16 protein-coding genes, 1 pseudogene and 1 riboswitch are annotated in these 18,062 nt (G+C 42.2%); of the genes and pseudogenes, 8 read left to right on the forward strand and 9 right to left on the reverse strand.

Features of this window, described 5'->3' with window-relative positions; all coding sequences use genetic code 11:
- Positions 1 to 128 precede the first annotated feature (128 nt).
- Both PULV_RS20740 and PULV_RS20745 read left to right on the forward strand, forming a co-directional pair.
- The gene (locus tag PULV_RS20740) at positions 129 to 2,531 is read left to right on the forward strand and encodes a TonB-dependent receptor (protein WP_193332550.1); all 2,403 of its coding nucleotides are present in this window, start codon (positions 129 to 131) and stop codon (positions 2,529 to 2,531) included.
- A gap of 61 nt (positions 2,532 to 2,592) precedes the next feature.
- On the forward strand, positions 2,593 to 4,170 hold the full coding sequence (locus PULV_RS20745; protein WP_193332551.1) for a tetratricopeptide repeat-containing sulfotransferase family protein: 1,578 nt from the start codon (positions 2,593 to 2,595) through the stop codon (positions 4,168 to 4,170).
- On the opposite strand, the gene PULV_RS20750 is transcribed toward PULV_RS20745, so the two are convergent.
- Complete coding sequence (locus tag PULV_RS20750; RefSeq protein WP_193332552.1) at positions 4,167 to 4,982, reverse strand: ABC transporter substrate-binding protein; 816 nt, start codon at positions 4,980 to 4,982, stop codon at positions 4,167 to 4,169. The genes PULV_RS20745 and PULV_RS20750 overlap by 4 nt on opposite strands.
- A 68-nt stretch (positions 4,983 to 5,050) precedes the next feature.
- On the opposite strand from PULV_RS20750, the gene PULV_RS20755 reads away from it, so the two are divergent.
- On the forward strand, positions 5,051 to 5,509 hold the full coding sequence (locus tag PULV_RS20755) for a methyltransferase family protein (RefSeq protein WP_193332553.1): 459 nt from the start codon (positions 5,051 to 5,053) through the stop codon (positions 5,507 to 5,509).
- On the opposite strand, the gene PULV_RS20760 is transcribed toward PULV_RS20755, so the two are convergent.
- A complete protein-coding gene (locus PULV_RS20760) occupies positions 5,504 to 6,388 on the reverse strand; it encodes a sterol desaturase family protein (RefSeq protein ID WP_193332554.1) in 885 nt (294 codons plus the stop codon). The genes PULV_RS20755 and PULV_RS20760 overlap by 6 nt on opposite strands.
- Positions 6,378 to 6,788: an SRPBCC family protein gene (locus PULV_RS20765; protein ID WP_193332555.1), complete on the reverse strand. Its 411-nt coding sequence runs from the start codon at positions 6,786 to 6,788 to the stop codon at positions 6,378 to 6,380. Before PULV_RS20765 ends, PULV_RS20760 begins: the two co-directional genes overlap by 11 nt.
- A 105-nt stretch (positions 6,789 to 6,893) precedes the next feature.
- On the opposite strand from PULV_RS20765, the gene PULV_RS20770 reads away from it, so the two are divergent.
- A complete protein-coding gene (locus tag PULV_RS20770) occupies positions 6,894 to 7,889 on the forward strand; it encodes an AraC family transcriptional regulator (RefSeq protein ID WP_086742109.1) in 996 nt (331 codons plus the stop codon).
- A 129-nt stretch (positions 7,890 to 8,018) separates the two neighbouring features.
- Here PULV_RS20770 and PULV_RS20775 read toward each other — a convergent pair whose 3' ends face one another.
- Positions 8,019 to 9,401 carry an aminotransferase-like domain-containing protein gene (locus tag PULV_RS20775; protein ID WP_193332556.1) on the reverse strand — a complete coding sequence of 461 codons (1,383 nt, stop codon included), beginning with the start codon at positions 9,399 to 9,401 and terminating at the stop codon, positions 8,019 to 8,021.
- Between the two features lie 104 nt (positions 9,402 to 9,505).
- On the opposite strand from PULV_RS20775, the gene PULV_RS20780 reads away from it, so the two are divergent.
- Both PULV_RS20780 and PULV_RS20785 read left to right on the forward strand, forming a co-directional pair.
- Positions 9,506 to 10,108: a LysE family translocator gene (locus PULV_RS20780; protein WP_193332557.1), complete on the forward strand. Its 603-nt coding sequence runs from the start codon at positions 9,506 to 9,508 to the stop codon at positions 10,106 to 10,108.
- A gap of 92 nt (positions 10,109 to 10,200) precedes the next feature.
- On the forward strand, positions 10,201 to 10,599 hold the full coding sequence (locus tag PULV_RS20785; protein WP_193332934.1) for a GNAT family N-acetyltransferase: 399 nt from the start codon (positions 10,201 to 10,203) through the stop codon (positions 10,597 to 10,599).
- A gap of 110 nt (positions 10,600 to 10,709) precedes the next feature.
- On the opposite strand, the gene PULV_RS20790 is transcribed toward PULV_RS20785, so the two are convergent.
- The 5 genes from PULV_RS20790 to PULV_RS20810 all read right to left on the reverse strand — a co-directional run bounded on the left by PULV_RS20790 (position 10,710) and on the right by PULV_RS20810 (position 14,612).
- Positions 10,710 to 11,999, reverse strand: a complete 1,290-nt coding sequence (locus tag PULV_RS20790; RefSeq protein ID WP_193332558.1) for an alpha/beta fold hydrolase — start codon at positions 11,997 to 11,999, stop codon at positions 10,710 to 10,712.
- 232 nt (positions 12,000 to 12,231) lie between these two features.
- Positions 12,232 to 12,699, reverse strand: coding sequence for a Cys-tRNA(Pro) deacylase (ybaK, locus tag PULV_RS20795; protein ID WP_086742104.1), 468 nt, complete (start codon positions 12,697 to 12,699; stop codon positions 12,232 to 12,234).
- 67 nt (positions 12,700 to 12,766) lie between these two features.
- On the reverse strand, positions 12,767 to 13,417 hold the full coding sequence (locus tag PULV_RS20800; protein WP_086742103.1) for a flavin reductase family protein: 651 nt from the start codon (positions 13,415 to 13,417) through the stop codon (positions 12,767 to 12,769).
- 41 nt (positions 13,418 to 13,458) lie between these two features.
- Positions 13,459 to 14,196 carry an SDR family NAD(P)-dependent oxidoreductase gene (locus PULV_RS20805; RefSeq protein WP_193332559.1) on the reverse strand — a complete coding sequence of 246 codons (738 nt, stop codon included), beginning with the start codon at positions 14,194 to 14,196 and terminating at the stop codon, positions 13,459 to 13,461.
- Positions 14,193 to 14,612, reverse strand: a complete 420-nt coding sequence (locus tag PULV_RS20810) for a thiol-disulfide oxidoreductase DCC family protein (RefSeq protein WP_086743557.1) — start codon at positions 14,610 to 14,612, stop codon at positions 14,193 to 14,195. Before PULV_RS20810 ends, PULV_RS20805 begins: the two co-directional genes overlap by 4 nt.
- Before the next feature lie 139 nt (positions 14,613 to 14,751).
- Between PULV_RS20810 and ppc the strand changes: the two genes are divergently transcribed.
- Both ppc and PULV_RS20820 read left to right on the forward strand, forming a co-directional pair.
- Positions 14,752 to 17,373: a phosphoenolpyruvate carboxylase gene (gene ppc, locus PULV_RS20815; RefSeq protein ID WP_086743556.1), complete on the forward strand. Its 2,622-nt coding sequence runs from the start codon at positions 14,752 to 14,754 to the stop codon at positions 17,371 to 17,373.
- A 70-nt stretch (positions 17,374 to 17,443) separates the two neighbouring features.
- Positions 17,444 to 17,794: pseudogene (locus tag PULV_RS20820) on the forward strand (methionine-R-sulfoxide reductase); the annotation flags it as partial.
- Between the two features lie 182 nt (positions 17,795 to 17,976).
- Positions 17,977 to 18,060: riboswitch (cyclic di-GMP riboswitch) on the forward strand.
- The last annotated feature ends 2 nt before the right edge of the window (positions 18,061 to 18,062 follow it).

The raw sequence follows: 18,062 nt of genomic DNA on the forward strand, positions 1-18,062 counted from the left end.
AATATAATTCTATTTGTAGTAAATAATGATGCATGTACCAGTTTTGCTGGCTTGTTATTTATATTTATTCATGGTTTTCTACATTCACAAAAACACAACAATTATATCCATACGGGGATGCGTATATTATGTTCAAACCAAGTATATTGACCTTGGCCGTTACAGCCGCGTTAACTTCACCGCTTGCTATCAGTGATGAGCAAAGTGGGGTCGTTGATGAAAAATCATTAGAGGTCATTCAAATCACCGCAACAAGACGCAGTGGCTCAGTACAAGATGCGCCTTTAAATGTGACTGCGCTTGATGCTGATTTAATGCAAGCACAAAATATCAGTGAGCTGGCAGACATTGCCCGTTGGGTGCCAGGCCTGACTATCACTGACCAAGGGGGGCGCTCTGGTTCGCCTATTATTGTTCGTGGTTTAAATACAAACTCATCAGGCCCAGGCTCTGATGGCGGAACCGTGGCAACTTACATCAATGAGATACCAGTTGCCATTGATATGCGCCTGACCGATGTTGAACAGGTTGAGGTGCTTATTGGGCCACAAGGTACTTTGTACGGCGCGGGAACATTGGGTGGTGCAATTCGCTATATGCTCAAAGCGCCTGATTTGGATTTAACGACATTGGATATTCATGGCGATGCATTCCAAGGTTCGCAAAGTGATAATTTGGGTAGTGAAGCTGGTTTTGTATTTAACCTACCGCTTATTGAAGAGACGTTAGCGCTGCGTGCCAGCTTCAATCGTTTTGATGATCCGGGTTTTGTCGATTACAACTATGTAGTGAAACAAGGTGGGGTATCTTTACCTGACCCAGATTGGGCAGATCAAAATGCCATCCAGCAAAACCTTAAACAAGTCGCAGATGCAAATGGCGAAACGACCACCACAGGTAGAGTGTCAGTCCGTTGGCAACCAGTTGATTGGTTCGATGGGACATTAAATTATTTTTATCAAAAACAAGCCTCTGAAGGGCGTTCGATTGTCCATCATAATGCGCTTAACCCAGATAATGGGCTAAATAACATCATTAGCGAGTATGAATCGGCTTACCGCTACGAAGAGCCGCGCGATAAAGAAGATTCATTATTAAGTTTAGAATTAAAAGCTGATTTAGGCTTCGCTGAACTTGTGTCTGCGACTGGATTTTCTGAATTTGATGCGGTTGGGCAACGGGATCAAACCGATTTATTGATTCGCTTAGATTATGGCTATGAAGAGTTTCCAGCGTTTTCAGCATTTACTCGTGAAGAAAGCCATCAAGAAACGTTCACCCAAGAGCTTCGTTTAGTGTCGCAAAACGATAGCGCCTTGAACTGGATTGCGGGTGTTTTTTACAACAAGCTCGAAACTGATGGGTCAAGTAAAGAATTCACGCCAGGCTTTGGCGAGTATGCGGTTGAAAATTGGGGGGCAGCGCAAACCCGCCCTGATAATCTAGAGTATTATTCTATTGATCGCAGTGAAGTCACTGAACAAGCTATTTTTGGTGAGTTAGGTTATCAAATTAATGATGATTTGACCGTCACTGTCGGGGCTCGATTTTATGAATATGAAGTATCAGCCGAATCTGCTGTTGATTTCCCGCTCTTAAATACGCTCTTTTATGGTGCAGGACCCAATGACATTACTCTTAATTTTGAGGATACTTTTGCCGAAGACGACGGAAGTTTATTCAAGTTTAATGCAAACTATCAATTTAACGATACCGTTATGGCGTATGTGACGGTGAGTGAAGGATTTAGAATTGGCGGCTCTAACGGTTTAGCACCTTGTCCAGATCCGTTACCGGACAAACAATCAGGCTGTGGTCAACCAGATGAAATGTTATATACCGCAGACACGACTACCAATTATGAGCTGGGCTTAAAAAGTACCTGGATGCGCAACCGACTTCATTTTAATGCCGCGGTGTTTAATGTTGATTGGGAAGATGCACAAATTGCCGGTGCCACAGTGGTTGGGCAATTGCCTTACACCTCAAATGCAGGAACGGCGAATTCTAAAGGCTTAGAGTTATCATCTCGTGCGATGCTCACCGATTCGCTTACGGCCTATGCCACTTATGCTTATACGAAAGTTGAGCTGACTTCTGATGCGCCATTCTTGTTTAACTCAGATGGTACAGATGGCGGTAAAAAAGGCGATCGCTTACCTGGTTCACCTGAACAGCAGTTCTCACTCGGAGTGAACTACCAAACTGAAGTGCTTAATGATAAAACGCTTGATATCAACTACGGTTTAACAGCGCAAAGTGATTCAATCTCTAAAGTGGGCTTACATGCCAATGGTGAAACGTTGCCGGGTTATGGGCTAAGTAATATTTCTGCCAAGCTCACAGCTGATGCATGGTCAGCCACAGTGTATGTTGATAATATGTTTGATAAATATACATATACATCGGTTCGCCGTGATGTTGGTGATATTACTTCGACAAATGGCGCGCAAATTCAACGCAACTACGGTCATTATATTAACCGACCTTTAACAGTGGGGATTAAGTTCAATTATCAATTTGAACTTTAAACTATCATCATAATAAGCTAACAGCCCAACGATTGGGCTGTTTTTTTAAGTAGACTACTTCATGGCATCAATACAGACACAATTGCATCAACAAGCACTTGATGCGCTCAAAATCAATGATATAAAACAAGCGCATGCATTACTGGTTAAGCTGATTACCTTGCAACCTAATCACGCTGATGGCTATTTTTTAATGGCCATGGTAAATGTAAAAGTTGGGCAAATTAATAAAGCAATTAGTCTGATTGAAAAAGCCTTAACCTTGCATCACTCGATTGAATACAACGCTTATTTGGCCAAATGTCTGGCATTAAAAGGGGAGTACCGACGGGTAAAAGAGATTGCATTGGCCATTGATGTCAATCACATTGATTCTGGGCTCGTTGCCGATACTATTGGGGTGTCATTGAGTCATATTGGTTTATATGAGCAGGCGATGCTCTTTTTTGAAAAAGCGGTGCAACTCAATAATAACAATGGGACCTTTTTTTATAATTTAGGCGTGTGTGCCAAGTTTTTAGGGCTGTTTACGCAAGCAGAAACGGCCTTTGAACGAGCGATTAAACTGGAGCCTATTCATCATCAGGCGCATTTTGCACTAGCTGATCTGTTGAAAGTGACTGAACAAAATAACCATACAGCGCGTTTACATCATGCTTTTGAACAAGTATCTCATCCTGATGCCAAGCTTCATTTGGGCCATGCGTTAGCTAAAGAATATCAAGATATGGGTCAATATGACGCTGCTTTTTTCGCGTTACAAAACGCAAAAGCCGCGAAATTAAAACAACACCCTTTTGACATGACACGTGCAACGCAATTATTTGCTCATATTCAACAATGTAGCGAGCAACATCGGAATACTGAAAATCAGGGAGCCACCACAAGCGAACCTATATTTGTATTAGGGATGCCGCGCTCTGGCACCACCTTAGTTGAACGTATCCTCTCAAGCCATTCAGATGTGAGCTCAGCGGGCGAATTACAAGATTTTGGCTTAACCATAAAACGCATGACAGGGACTAAAAGCCCATCAGTGTTGGACACCGAGACTATTACTGAAGCTTATCAATTGGATATGGCACAAGTAGGGCAACAATATTTATCTGCAACGCGTGTGGTAACCGGTCACAGTGCACACTTTGTCGATAAACTGCCGTTTAATTTTTATTACGTTGATTTAATTAGAAAATCACTACCAAATGCGAAAATAATTTGCTTGCTGCGCGACCCAATGGACACCTGTATTGGCAATTATCGCCAATTATTTACCATTAATAACCCTTATTACGCCTATTCCCTTGATTTACTCGACACTGGGCGCTTTTACCAGCAGTTTTATCAATTGATGTTACATTGGCAAACCCTTCATCAAGATGCCATTAAACTTGTTCACTATGAACAGCTGGTCGCACATCCAGAGGAACAAATTCGTGCTTTACTCGATTATTGTGAGCTTCCTTGGCAGGATGCATGTGTTGATTTTCATTTAAATCAAGCGCCAGTATCAACTGCGAGTAAAGTCCAAGTTCGTGAACCGCTCAACAATAAAGCGATTGGCCGTTGGCGGAATTTTTCTGAGCATACTCAAAACCTTGAGCGTTACTTCACGGCACATAATATCCCGTATTTAGATTAACGGGATGAAGGCTGGTCGAATTTCTTTTTGATATCTTCAGCGATGTACTGGGCCTCTTGATTAAAGAAAGAGGCGTAATGTGCATCGATAATAATTTTTTGATTACTGGGCAGAGCAAGTTGCCCATTGAACAAATCAATTGCTTGTTGTCCGACCGAAGAGCGCGCACACGCGATATAACCAAAAATACTTTCTGAGGCTTCATCAAGCTTGTGAAAAGTCAAAGCTGCTAAGTCAGCTTCACTTTCAGTTGAAAAGGTGGCTGTAAATTCAATGATAGCATCCACTTTTTTGCGAATCAGCATCTTTCTGAGCCGTTTAGCTGAATCTTTACCTGAAATCCAGATTATCCGATCGTGATTGTCCAGTAAGAATTGATCGATATGTTGGCCATACGCACGGCCTTCAATTGCGCCGATGGTTAAACCAAAATCGTTCATCGTTTGAGGTAAGGATAATTGTTCAGGTAGAGGTAAATGGCTATGTACTGCCAGCCGATTTGGCGGAAAGGCCGTGATGGGATAGTCGGTAAAAATACCAAAGTGTTCACGTTCAGGTGTTTTTACTTTATTGTATAAACAGACATTGGATTGATTCGTTAATTCTCGCCATTCTCTTAAGCGGCTGGCAGGAATAAATTCAATCTCGATTGCATTACTCGCAATCAGAGGCTCTGTAAGTTGCAAAAGTAATTCAAAGCTCATATCAAGATCACTGATATCCTTTGCTTGAATCACATCAGAAACGATATTAATTTTTAACGGTTGTGCAAAGGTTGTGGCACTGAAAAAGATAAATAACAACAAACGCATGAATTGCCCTACATACAATCGTTCCTTAATTTATAAGTGTAGGCAGTATAAAGGAGAAGTGTGAATTTATGAGAGGGTTAGAATTAAAAGTATATCCTTTGGCGGTATTGCTGGTTTGCTTATTATTAAATCAATTAATAGTTTGGGTGTTGCCTCTGCATACAGACATTGTATTGCTTGAAAAACTGTGGCCTGGGTTGTTGATCTGCGGGTTAGGTTTACCTGCCATTGGAGTTTGGCAATTTAATCGTGTGGCAACCACAGTTGATCCCTCACAGCCAAACAAAAGCCAACAGTTAGTCACTCACGGGCTGTATGCTCACACCCGAAACCCAATGTACTTAGGTTTTCTACTTTTATTATTGGCGCAGGTTTGTTGGTTAGGCCAGTTAGCAGCGCTAACTGGCTGTGTAGTGTTTGTGGTCTACATTCAGCTTTTTCAAATTAATCCGGAGCAGCGATTGTTAAAACAAATGTTTGGCGAACAATATAATCAATATTGCCAGCGAGTGCGCCCTTGGTTATGACAAGTCCTCAGTCGCATTGGTACTATCAGAAGTGTTGTGTGTATTGGCATGCTTAGTACTGAACTGTGGTAGCTGGTGGCTTGGATAACCAAACAAAACACTCAGTTTGCTTTGTAGATTTGGCGCTGTACGCAATTGTTCTTTCATCAATCGCCATTGCATCACACTAATTGTCCAAGGGTGAGTGCTGTCACATGCTCCAATTATTCCATAACGGTTATGTGATTTGTCTTGCTCTTGGGCAAAGGTACCAAACAATTTGTCCCAAATAATTAAGACTCCAGCGAAGTTTTTATCTATGTAACCTTTATTGATCGAATGGTGCACTCGGTGGTGGGATGGAGTATTAAACAAGTATTCTACTACACCTAATTTATCGACGATTTGGGTATGCACAAAAAATTGAAAGCCGAGGTTGATTGCAACAACTGCAAAGACAAATTTTGGGTCAAAACCAAGCACAATCATTGGTAACCAAAAAAGCCACATGCCCACTAAAGGATAAAAAAAGCTCTGTCTAAATGCGGTGGTAAAATTCATTTTCTTTGAACTGTGATGAACAACATGAGCAGCCCAAAACCAGTGAATATGATGAGATGCACGATGAAACCAATAATACAGAAAGTCTTGTAGAATAAACGCTATCAGTACAGTGGCCACATCAAGCTCAATCTCAAAAAATGCAAATTGATGTAACCAATAGAAAAAAGGCATTAAAACAACCAGTGCTAAGGCGTCGGCAAATTGATGCATTAACGCCAATACCACATTCGCGAATGAATCTTTTAGCTCGTAGTGCTGCTTGTATTTTAAAAACTCATACAGAATAAAAGTAAAAAATACAGGGCTCAGTGCTAATAATAGTAATTCAACAGGCATCGCACAGCTCCTTTAGTTTGTGAAGTGCTTGGGTTAAATCATGGCGAATGATGGCTTGTAGTAACCAACTCGGTTGCCACCATTTTGCTTGGCAATGGATTGAATAAACTAACAGACAGCCAGTTTCTGAAGGAGTTACGTTGATAGATGCACAATGATGATTGACCGGCCCATCTCCTTCGATATGGTAATTGAGTGTAAAAGGGTCTACTTGTTCGACACGCTCGATAAAACGGTAGCCAAGCATCGATACTTGGCGACGAGTGTAATGTGCGTGCGAGGGCAATACGGTGAACGATGCATTAAAAAAACGATCTAGATGTTGATGTTCAGATAATGTGTTTAAAACAATCTCGGGCTCGCACGCAAACGATTGGGTCACCACAATGTCGATAGCCATTAATTATTCACTCAAAAGATAAACCGATTAAGGGACTAGCATAAAGTGAATAGAGCTGGCAGACTTGTGGCAAAACGACACAATTTTGTCTTTAGGCGACAATTAATGAATACAACTTCAGATATTTATTTTGCGAGTGTGCTGCATTACTTAGAAGCATTAGGATTGAGTAAGCAATTTTGTTTAGAGCAGATTGATTTTGCACAATTTAGTGCGTTACCTAAAGGGACACGGATCCCATTTCGCTATTATCATGCGATATTAGAGCTAGGTAAACAGCGTTGCCAAGATTCGTTATTTGGATTTCACCTTGGTCAAGATATCCGAACGGCAGATTACGGAGTGCTGGGTTATTTAATCGAGTCCAGTTGCGATCTCGCCGCCGCCATCGATACCTTATTGCAGTATGATTCGTTAGTTGCGGATATTGGCACTGCACAATTTAGTAGTGAGGGCGACACCGCCTCCATTTGTTGGACTCCGAACCAGCTGTGCTCTGAGCAAGTAGTACTGCGTAACATGACTGCATGGGTGGCTGTGGTACGGCGCTTATTAGATCCGAGCTTAACACCGAGTCGTTTATTGTTTGTTCACAACTTTAGTGCGCAGGAGCAAGAGCGGCTGAGTGAATGGTTTGGTTGTCAAGTGATCGCTGGGGCAACGGTTAATCAAATTGATTTCCCCCATGATTATTTACAAGTGCAATTTTCCAGTGATAACCCATTTATGCATCAAGCACTGACGCAATTATCGCAAAAACAATTAGCCGATATTCAAGCGGTACAATCTGTGTCGCAACGGGTGTTGAGTATTTTGATGAGCAAGCATGATTTGCAGGGGGTTAACCAAGAGCGTGTCGCACAAGCACTGAATTTAACACCGCGCACCTTACAACGTAAACTCAAACATGAGCAATGTTCGTTTGCGGATTTACGCGATGAGGAGCGTAAAAGGCGTTACGAGTTATTAATGAATCAGCATAGTTTAGGCACCATCGCCGCGTTATTGGGGTTCAATGAACAAAGCTCATTCAACCGCGCATTTAAGCGTTGGTATGGTTGTGCGCCAAAAGATTACCGAGCTAAACAAGTTACTCGTTAATGCAGAAATAAACGTTGTTTGGAACAGATCGACAATAGTCTATTTAACTACCGTTTTGGCACATCCTCATTTGTTGATGATCATAGGTTTACGTGAATACTCGCCGATAAAAAAGCGTGATCAGATCCGTTAAATGGCGATATCGTGATGAGAGATCTGGCTATGTAAACATGTCTTTAATGCCTCAAGCGCGAGACGCAGCTCGTGATGGTTTTTTGAAGCGCATAAACTAATGCGGATTGCTTGTGGGGCTGGAAAGCGGCCAATCGCAAAAGATTCAGCAGCACGGATCAAGACTTTATTGTGTAAGGCAAAACGTTCAAAATCGACCGCTCGCCAGTGAGGCGGCAAAATGAGCCAAGCATTATAGCCACTGTGCTGAGAAATCATTGAAAACTCACTTAACACTTCTTCTAAAATTTGATGGCGTTGTTTCATTTCCAGTGCAATTGCATCGGCAAGTTGCGTGACTTTATCGTGTTCTAACCATCGGCAAATTAGTTCAATTTGCAATGTAGGTACTGTCCAACAATTTGCTTTGAGTGTTAAACGCATTTTTTCGCGCAAGCTTGATTGTGCAATCAAATACCCAATGCGCAGTCCGCCAGAAAAAGTTTTCGAAAAACTACTGATATACACGGTAATCTCAGGTGCTAACTGGTAAAACGACGCCAATTTGCACTCAGGTGCAAGGTATTGAACATCATCTTCGATAATCATGATGTTATTTTCTCGGCATAGAGCAACAATCGCGTGTCGACGCTCCACAGATAGCTGCACACATGTTGGGTTTTGTACCTGCGGGGTTAAATATAATGCCCTTGGGTGGCTTTGTTTAATGGCCGCTTTTAACGAATTTATTGTGATCCCATCATGATCCATCTCCAGTCCTATGGCTTTGAGCTGTAGCAGTTGGCAACATGCGCTAAAGCCTGCAAATGTTAGCCCTTCACACAATACGGTATCACCTGCTAAACACAGTGTCTGTAATGTTAACTGAATTGCGTGCTGCCCACCGTAGGTAAATAAAACCTGTGATTCATCACAGTGGATATTCGAGTGCGATAACCATGTTGCTAAACGAGTACGTTGTGACTCAAAGGCGATTTCTGACTGATAGCTTAAGCACTGGGCAAGAATAGGTGTTTGTTGTAATAACTCATTGAGCCCAGTTTGCATTAATTCTATTTGGTTCAGCATCGGGGCATTGGCACTGCGTAAATCAAAATGCGTTTCGCAAGGGCTTGTTAATAATGCTGGGTGAGCTTGGTCAGATTTAACAAATGTACCGCTGCCAATTTTTGCATTCACACAGCCTCTTCGTTCTAATTCATGATAGGCACGAGTAATGGTGCCAACTGTGACACCTAACTTATACGATAAGATCCGTTGTGGTGGTAACTTTTCACCCGCAGAGAGTTGACCTACTGTAATCGCGTCTTCAATGGCTGTGGCGACTTGCAGGTATTTTGCTTGGCGGCCATCTAAGATCAGAGTATCCAAAATTGTCATGAGTACAATAATTTCATTGTGGTAATTGTATTATAAACATACCATCAATTTATTCTTTATTGAACTTGGTTTGCGATATTGTATGGGTGCAATTGTGGGGTTAGATGACAGAGTTAATTAATTTATGGGTGCCGCTGTTATTATTTGGCTTGTTAGCCACCCTAAGTCCTGGGCCAAATAATTTATTGCTGACTTTGCAAGGTGCCAATATGGGTTTTAAAAGTGCGGTACCGTTTATCATGGGTATTCGGGTGGGGATTATTGCGTTGTTTGTGGTAATGGCCAGCGGTATCGCAGGTTTATTAGTGTTAGAGCTAAATGCTTTAGTGGTAATGAAATTCATCGGAGCAGCGTATATGTGTTGGTTGGCGTATACCTTGATCCAAAATAAACAAAAACAAGCAATCACAGGGCCCGTCAATCTTAGTTTTTGGCGGGGTTTAGTCGCACAGTTTGTCAATCCTAAATCGCTATTAATGGTGATGACGTGTATCAGTGCATTTAGTTTACCAACACCTTTGTATTGGGCATCGGTTGTTCAGGCGTGTGTGATTTTCAGCTTAGCTGGGCTTTGTGCCAATATTGTTTGGACATTGGTAGGTGTGTGGATCAACCGGAAATTGGCGACAGAAATTGCAAAACAACGGTTTAATCATCTTTTAGCAGGTTTAACCATATTGACTGTGCTGATGTTATTTTACGATTAAACAGCCCTGAGGATAAGGCATTTATAAGGACACTCAATATAGTGACAACCAATAAACAAAGTGCGTTTGAAGTGAGCGATAAAACCAGTGACATGCAAATCGAGGTCATACATGGCTTCTTAACCCATTCTTATTGGGCTCAAGGAATATCAATAGAAACAGTGCAACAATCAATGGCTGGATCTTTGTGTCTTGGTGGCTTTTTAAATGGCAAGCAGGTCGCTTTTGCCCGCATTATTAGCGACTTTACCACCTTTGCATATTTAGCCGATGTGTTTGTTTTAGAAGAATGCCGTGGGCAGGGATTTAGCAAACAATTACTCGCACAGGTGAGGTCTCATCCTAAGTTACAAGGGTTACGGCGGTTTATGTTGTGTACTCGTGACGCACATGGATTATATCAGCAGTTTGGTTTTGAAACGGTCAGTAATACAGATAAGTTGATGGAAATTTGTCATCCTAATCCGTATCTTAGTGTGAAAACGCCTTAAAAATGCTCGAGAATATTTCACTTAATGATGTGAATATTGCTCCGTTTGATGGGCAAAATTGGGGGAAAAATGCCCACACTTTAGCCCATCAAGCCAATGAATAATTTAGCCTAACGCAATTGATTACCTTTGTTGAGGGCAATGAGTTTGTCGAGGATAATCTCACCCGCCATTTTTATGCCGTTATGTTCATATTCAGAGGTGAGCCAGTAGGTCAAGTTAGCCACTTTGCTGACACTGGTTAAGCTTAAGGTCATATCGACATACATATCTTCACTGTAAATTGCTGCACTAATGGGCACCTGATTATTTTGCAATACGTCTAAATCATACAGGGCTGGCCAATCACTTTTAGCTGCTAATAAATCAGCACAGCCTTTTAAAGGCATTAAGTTATTAAACTGCTCGAAGAACCATGGAAAAATCATTTCGCCAGTAAATAAAAATGGCTGATCACTTTGATATGCAAACTCCGGTTTATCTTGGCGAACTTGTTCAGCAGCCCAGTTTGAAGCGTGCTGCTGGCAATAAATAGACTCATGTAATAAAGCGAACAAAGGCTGATCATTATAATCAAGGTATTGAGTGAACTGAGATAAAAACCATGGATTTATTTGCCTGCCAGCTGGTGTCTCAATGAATGCTTGCTCGAGCAAGTAATAGAGGTTTTCAGGGCCTTCTTGCATGCCTAAATGGATCCCAAGGCTTTGCAGCATTTCTATACTCAGTTTTTCACCACTGGATAAAATTACTGGGTGGCGAGTGATGTGCTCAGCGAGTTGCGAAACAAGGTGCAGCGCATCTGGAAAACGATTAAAAAACTGCTCATTTTTAGCTTTTACTCTGGCAAAAGTATGCTGATACACTTCTTTTGGATTGGCCAAAATCGGCGGGATCCCACCGGTAATAAATGCCTGTTTTAGCTCATTAGGTGCACTGCTAAGGTAACGAAAGACACAAAACCCACCGAATGATTGACCCAAAATACTCCACTTTTCTTTCGGGCTGAGAATAGCCTTGATTGCACTGGCATCGTTAATAATGTTATCGGCCCGAAAATGAGCTAAATAATCAGCTTGTTGACGAGGAGACAAGTGGGCAAGTGCGACGTAATTAATAGCCGATGACAACCCTGTGCCACGTTGATCAAGCAGTAATACCCGAAACTCTTTGAGTGCTCGTTTAATCCAACCAGAATTGTCGATGGGTCGCTGCGCAGCAAAACCCGGACCGCCTTGAAAATAGACTAAAAAAGGTCGATGCTCAGCTTCTGGTTCATTGGCGCGTAATTCTCGAGCAAAGACGGTAATCGTGTTGCTTTTCGGTTTTTGATAATCCAGTGGTAAAGTGAAATGATGTTTAATGACGGTCATTCCAGCTAGGGCGTATTCATTGCTCATGAGTTGTCTTAAGGGTTATTCAACGATGCAGTAGTCTAAAGCTAATATCGCGCTTTTAAAAGTTGTTAATAATATTGATTTATTTAGGGGCTGCTGACCTTTTACGATTAAATTTTGTTCGAGATAAAAGCGTTTTTATCGCTCCGAGCTAAAATCAATTTGCATGGTGATTTAACAGTCAACTCGTACGGGAGAATCCCAAAGTAGCTGTAGTTATTTGTTTTTAAGTTAATTATTCGGTGAGTTGCGCAAAGCTAGCTGAGGTTAATTGTGATAAATCTGACGCCGATAAACTAATTTCTAATCCTCTGCGCCCACCACTGATATAAATGTGCGCAAAATGCTGAGCACTTTCATCAATCACTGTTTGAAGGCGTTTTTTTTGCCCAAGTGGACTGACTCCGCCTAACACATAACCTGTTGTGCGCTGAACTTTGTCAGGAGAAGCCATGGCCGCTTTTTTGACTCCACACGCTTTAGCCATACGCTTTAAATTCAATTGCTGACAAACTGGTAAAATTGCCACGGCCAATTGATGGGAGTCGAGCTCGACGACTAAGGTTTTAAACACTTGATTTGCAGCTAGTTTAAGTTTTTCAGCGGCTTCTAATCCATAGGATGAGTGGTGGCTGTCATGTTCATATTGATGAGTTTGATAGGCGCATTTTGCGCTATCGAGTTGTTTAATGGCAGGAGTCATCGTGTGGAACTGTTAAATGGTTCATGGTGATAACGTTACGCCAATTTTGAAACAGATCAAGCCTTTGTTAAGCCTGATCATTGTGACTGTCATCGAGTAATTGAGGGTCTATATTTGGTTTTGCGTAACATAGTCGCCCAAGTTGCTTGGTTGTGTGATAACCATCTAGCCCTGATATAGCAACAGTTTGTGCCGCTTCAATATCAATATAGCCATCAGGTTTTATAAGCTCCTCATTGACATGAATATCGATAATTTCACCAATGACCAGCTGAGTGCCGTTGACGAGCTCTTGGCTGCTTTGCAGCTCAACGGAATATTTAATCCGGCTTTGTTTAACAAAAGGGGCGTTACATTCATTGAGATAATGCGCTGTTAGCCCAACTTCGTCGAACTCAGATTGGTTAGCATCGTAGCGAGCTGATGTTTGATGGCTTTGTTGCCAAATATCCGCATTCACATGATTTAAGGTATAAACACCGGTTGCTAGAATATTTTCTAAGCTATCCCGTTGTACTGTATGCGGGCGCATAATAAAGCCCACTAAGGCAGGATCGGCACCTAAGTGAAACACAGAGCTAATAATTGCCAAATTGGTGTGCCCATCTAAGTTACACGTGCCGAGTAAGTTGGCACTTTTAAAACCCGATAGCGAGTTAACCAACATGGCACGATAGCGAGAGTCTAGCTGTGAGCGTTGCGTTTTATTTATCATCATAAGGGAAGTCTTTCATAAAAGTAGTAATAATAGGTGCATCTTTACCAGTGGATCGGTTTTCCTGCCCAATCTATGTAAGATAAAGTGCCATCTGGTCGGGTATTACTGAGGATAGTGAGTAATGAGCGAGCAACAAAACTGGGTGTAAATAATTGACCCTCAGCCAGATTGTTTTGGAACGGTTTGGATAGGGGGGTATCAGTTGTGCCGGGATGAAAGGCCACTAATTTAATGTTTTTTGCTCGGCGCGCATATTCAATCGCTGCCGTTTTTAATCCCATGTTCAAGGCTGCTTTCGACATTCTGTAGCTGTACCAGCCCCCAAGACGATTATCGCTAATACTGCCCACGCGTGCAGAAAGCACCACGATGTGACAAGTGTGCTCAGATTTACACAGGGTAATTAAATGTTGAATCCATAACATGGGGATGACAGTGTTTGATGTTAAAAGCTGGCTCAATTGATTTTGATTGATATCTTCTAGTTTTTTTTCTGGCATGAATTGATCAGAGTGCAATACACCATTGCAAATAAACACGTCGGAAAAATAGCCGGGCAATTCTTTCAAATCGCTGGTAATTTTTTTGATATTTTGTTCGCAATAATCTGTCTGTATTGCCGTGTAACGATAGTGTTTAATGGTTTGTGCCTGCCCAGAGACCCCATAAATATGGCTGACCGTTTCATCATCTAGCAAAGTATCGATTAACGCCTTTGCAATGGCACTTGATGCGCCAATCACCAATACCTGTCTGTGTGTATTGCTTTGACTTGTCATGTATTTTTCCTTGATGATTTTGTTGCGGGTAGTTGACATTGCCCGCTTTGACAACGGCGCTGGCCAAGCAACAAAAATGAAATACGGTAACGGTGCTTAGCAAAAAATAAATAACACCAATCTGCAATGTATCGCACCAATGGCCAACGCAAAACAACTAACCAATTATGTTTGTTGACTAATTTCCACGCAGTCACGGTGACATCCAATCCAAGTATCACTTGCTCGTTAGTCCATTGCCCATGCAAGATGGTGTTTGCTTGCTCAGGATCAATGTGTGGATAACGTTGCTGAAAATCTTCTTGATAGATGTCTGCAAAAACAAGGGATTGTTGGTGGTTGTAGCGAGCGAGTTTCGTCATTTCTGCCACACATAATGGGCACGTCCCATCATAAAAAATAGTAAACTGTTTCATTAAACCTCGCTGAAGTATTCGTTACTGTAACCACTACGATTGAACTACAAAATCGATCTTTCTTATTCAATAAAATATCTTGTCACTGAAGATAAAGCTCTGTACTTTCAGTTGTATCTTTATTGTTTAGGAATACGGAATGAGTGATTACAGTGCATTAAAGTCAAACGTTAATTTATTGGGCCAACTCTTGGGTAAGACGATTAAGGAGGCGCAAGGAGAGGCGGTCTTAGCGAAGGTTGAGCAGATCCGAGCGTTATCTAAAGCCTCTCGAAATGAAGAGGGAAGCAGTCGCGATGAACTCATCGAAGTATTGCATCAATTAACCGATGATGAGTTATTACCTGTAGCACGCGCCTTTAATCAATTTTTGAATTTAGCTAATGTGGCCGAGCAATTTCACACGATTTCTCGACAAAATGATAAAAATAATCACCCATTAATCGAATCCTTACACCAGATAAAGTCCGCCAATTTAGCCGCAAAAGAAGTACAAGATGCGATCTTGAACTTAAACATCGATTTAGTACTAACGGCACATCCAACTGAAATTACTCGCAGAACACTTGTGCACAAGCATCGTGAGATGAATGAATGCTTAGGCGCACTTGAGCTAGATAGCTTATTACCATCGGAGCAAACCTATCTAGTTAACCGCATTGAGCAGTTAATTTGCCAGGCTTGGCACACTAATGAAATTCGTCAGCAACGCCCAACGCCCGTGGATGAAGCTAAATGGGGGTTTGCGGTAATTGAAAACAGCTTGTGGCAGGCAGTACCTGATTTTATTCGTGATTTCACAGCTCAAGTTGATCGAACCTTCTCTTTTTCTTTGCCTCTTGATTACAGCCCGGTGCAGTTCACATCATGGATGGGGGGGGATCGTGATGGTAATCCATTTGTAACTGCCAAAGTCACTGAAGAAGTGCTCGATTTAGGCCGTTGGATGGCGATAAACCTATATTTACGAGATATAGAAAAGCTCAGCAGTGAATTATCCATGAATCGATGTGATGACGCACTTAAGTCTTTAAGCCAAGGCGCGCACGAACCTTATCGGTATGTGTTAGGCAAGCTCAGAGAGCAACTACGTGAAACAGAACATCATTTAACCGCAAAAGTGAAAGGGCACCAAAGTGATGCCCGTGATTTAATTACCGATATTGCACAGCTCCAAGGCCCTATCGAAGCATGTTACCGCTCATTACATGGCAGTAAAATGGGCCAAATAGCCGATGGGTTACTGCTTGATGTGATGCGCAGAATTCATTGCTTTGGACTATATCTAAGTAAATTAGATATCCGACAAGATTCAGAGCGACACAGCGATGCTTTGGCTGAGTTAACGGCATTTTTGGACTTAGGGGATTACAACGCTTGGTCTGAAGCACAAAAACAGCAGTTCTTATTGAGCGAATTACAATCTAAGCGGCCATTAATCCCAAGAAATTGGCAACCGAGTGCACCTGTGCAGGAGGTGCTCGATACCTGTAAAGTGATTGCTAACACCGACCGCCAACGTTTTGGTATTTATATTATTTCCATGGCCAGAACGGTTTCAGATGTATTAGCTGTCCATTTATTGCTTAAAGAGTCGGGTTGTCCGTATGTGTTACCAGTTGCCCCTTTGTTTGAAACATTGGATGATCTTAATGCGGGGCCTGATGTAATTGCGCAATTGTTTAGCCTGCCATGGTATCAACAACAAGTTAATAATCAGCAGTATGTGATGATAGGTTATTCTGACTCAGCCAAAGACGCAGGCATGATGGCTGCGGGTTGGGCACAGTATGAAGCCATGGATAAAATGGTTAAATTTACCCAAAAACATGCTATCGATTTAATTTTATTTCATGGGCGCGGTGGCACAGTCGGTCGCGGTGGTGCGCCTGCGGCACAAGCGCTTCGTTCGCAACCACCGGGTTCACTAAAGTCAGGCTTACGAGTAACAGAACAAGGTGAAATGATCCGCTTCAAATTTGGTTTACCCCAAGTGGCAGAGCAAAGTTTAGCCTTGTATGCAGGTGCGGTGCTTGAAAATAATTTGCTGCCTCCGCCAAAGCCGCAGGCGATTTGGCAAGATGTGATGGCGCTGATCAGCGAACGTTCATGCGCCCATTATCGCAGCATTGTTAATGAAGAGCCGTCATTTGTGCCTTATTTTAGAAGTGCGACGCCAGAACAAGAATTAGCGCAACTGCCTTTAGGTTCAAGGCCTGCAAAGCGAAAAGTGGATGGAGGGGTAGAGAGTTTACGCGCGATCCCTTGGATATTTGCTTGGAGCCAAAATCGACTTATGTTGCCAGCCTGGCTTGGTGCGCTAAGTGGGTTACAAGCTGCGGAAAATCGCTTTGGTAAAGAAACTTTAGAAGCAATGAACCGTGATTGGCCTTTCTTTCGTACTCGTATAGAAATGCTTGAAATGGTATTTTGTAAAGCTGATCCTTGGCTGAGTGAACATTATGATCAGCATCTCGTCAGCCCACAGCTGAGAGTGTTAGGTCAACGATTGAGAACCGAATTAATTCAAGCAATCGAATGGGTAAAAGGATACTGCGAAAATCAGACTTTACTGGCCGCTCAACCTTGGGTGCAACAGTCGATTGAATTACGTAACCCCTATACGGATCCGCTTAACGTGTTACAAGTTGAGTTGCTGCGCCGTTCTCGGGAGGAGTCCCATTTGGATGATAGCGTCCTTAATCAGGCATTAATGATCACTATGGCTGGTATCGCGGCAGGCATGCGCAATACCGGTTAATAGAGTAAGTATGAGATCACAATATATTTGCTGCCTGTTCATCGGGCAGTCGCGAGGTTAAAAGGTAAAAATGAGTCAATATAAACAACTAACACCACAAGAGCAGTATGTGATTGAGCAAAAAGGGACAGAACGTCCGTTTACTGGCCAATATACAGATTTAATGGCGCAAGGGCTCTACATCTGTAAACGGTGTGAAGCGCCTTTGTACACCTCTGAGCATAAATTTCTGTCACATTGCGGCTGGCCAAGTTTTGATGATGAAATCGCAGGGGCGGTGAAACGAGTCCCTGATGCCGATGGTCGACGAATAGAGATTGTTTGCGCTAATTGTGATGGGCATTTGGGGCATGTGTTCGAAGGTGAGGGGCTGACAGATAAAAATATTCGCCATTGTGTTAATTCGATTTCGATGAGCTTTATCTCAGCCTAACAAGAGTGCCACTAAAAGCTAACTAACTGTTTGCTAGGTGTTTGCTAAGCTTTTTAAAGGTGGTTGATTTTTTTATAACTGTGTAAGCGCCAGTGCCACAGGCTCAGAACACCAGTGCAGGCAAGGAATTTGAGTATTGACTCTAAAATCGTTGCCTGTATCATGTCCTCGCAAGTCAAAGGCAAGGTATTTGAAAAAATACTCACGCAAAGCTTCAGATCTAAGGGGAAACCTAAGATAGCTGGGCTACCAAGCA

This window comes from Pseudoalteromonas ulvae UL12 (genome assembly GCF_014925405.1).
GTDB lineage: Bacteria > Pseudomonadota > Gammaproteobacteria > Enterobacterales > Alteromonadaceae > Pseudoalteromonas > Pseudoalteromonas ulvae.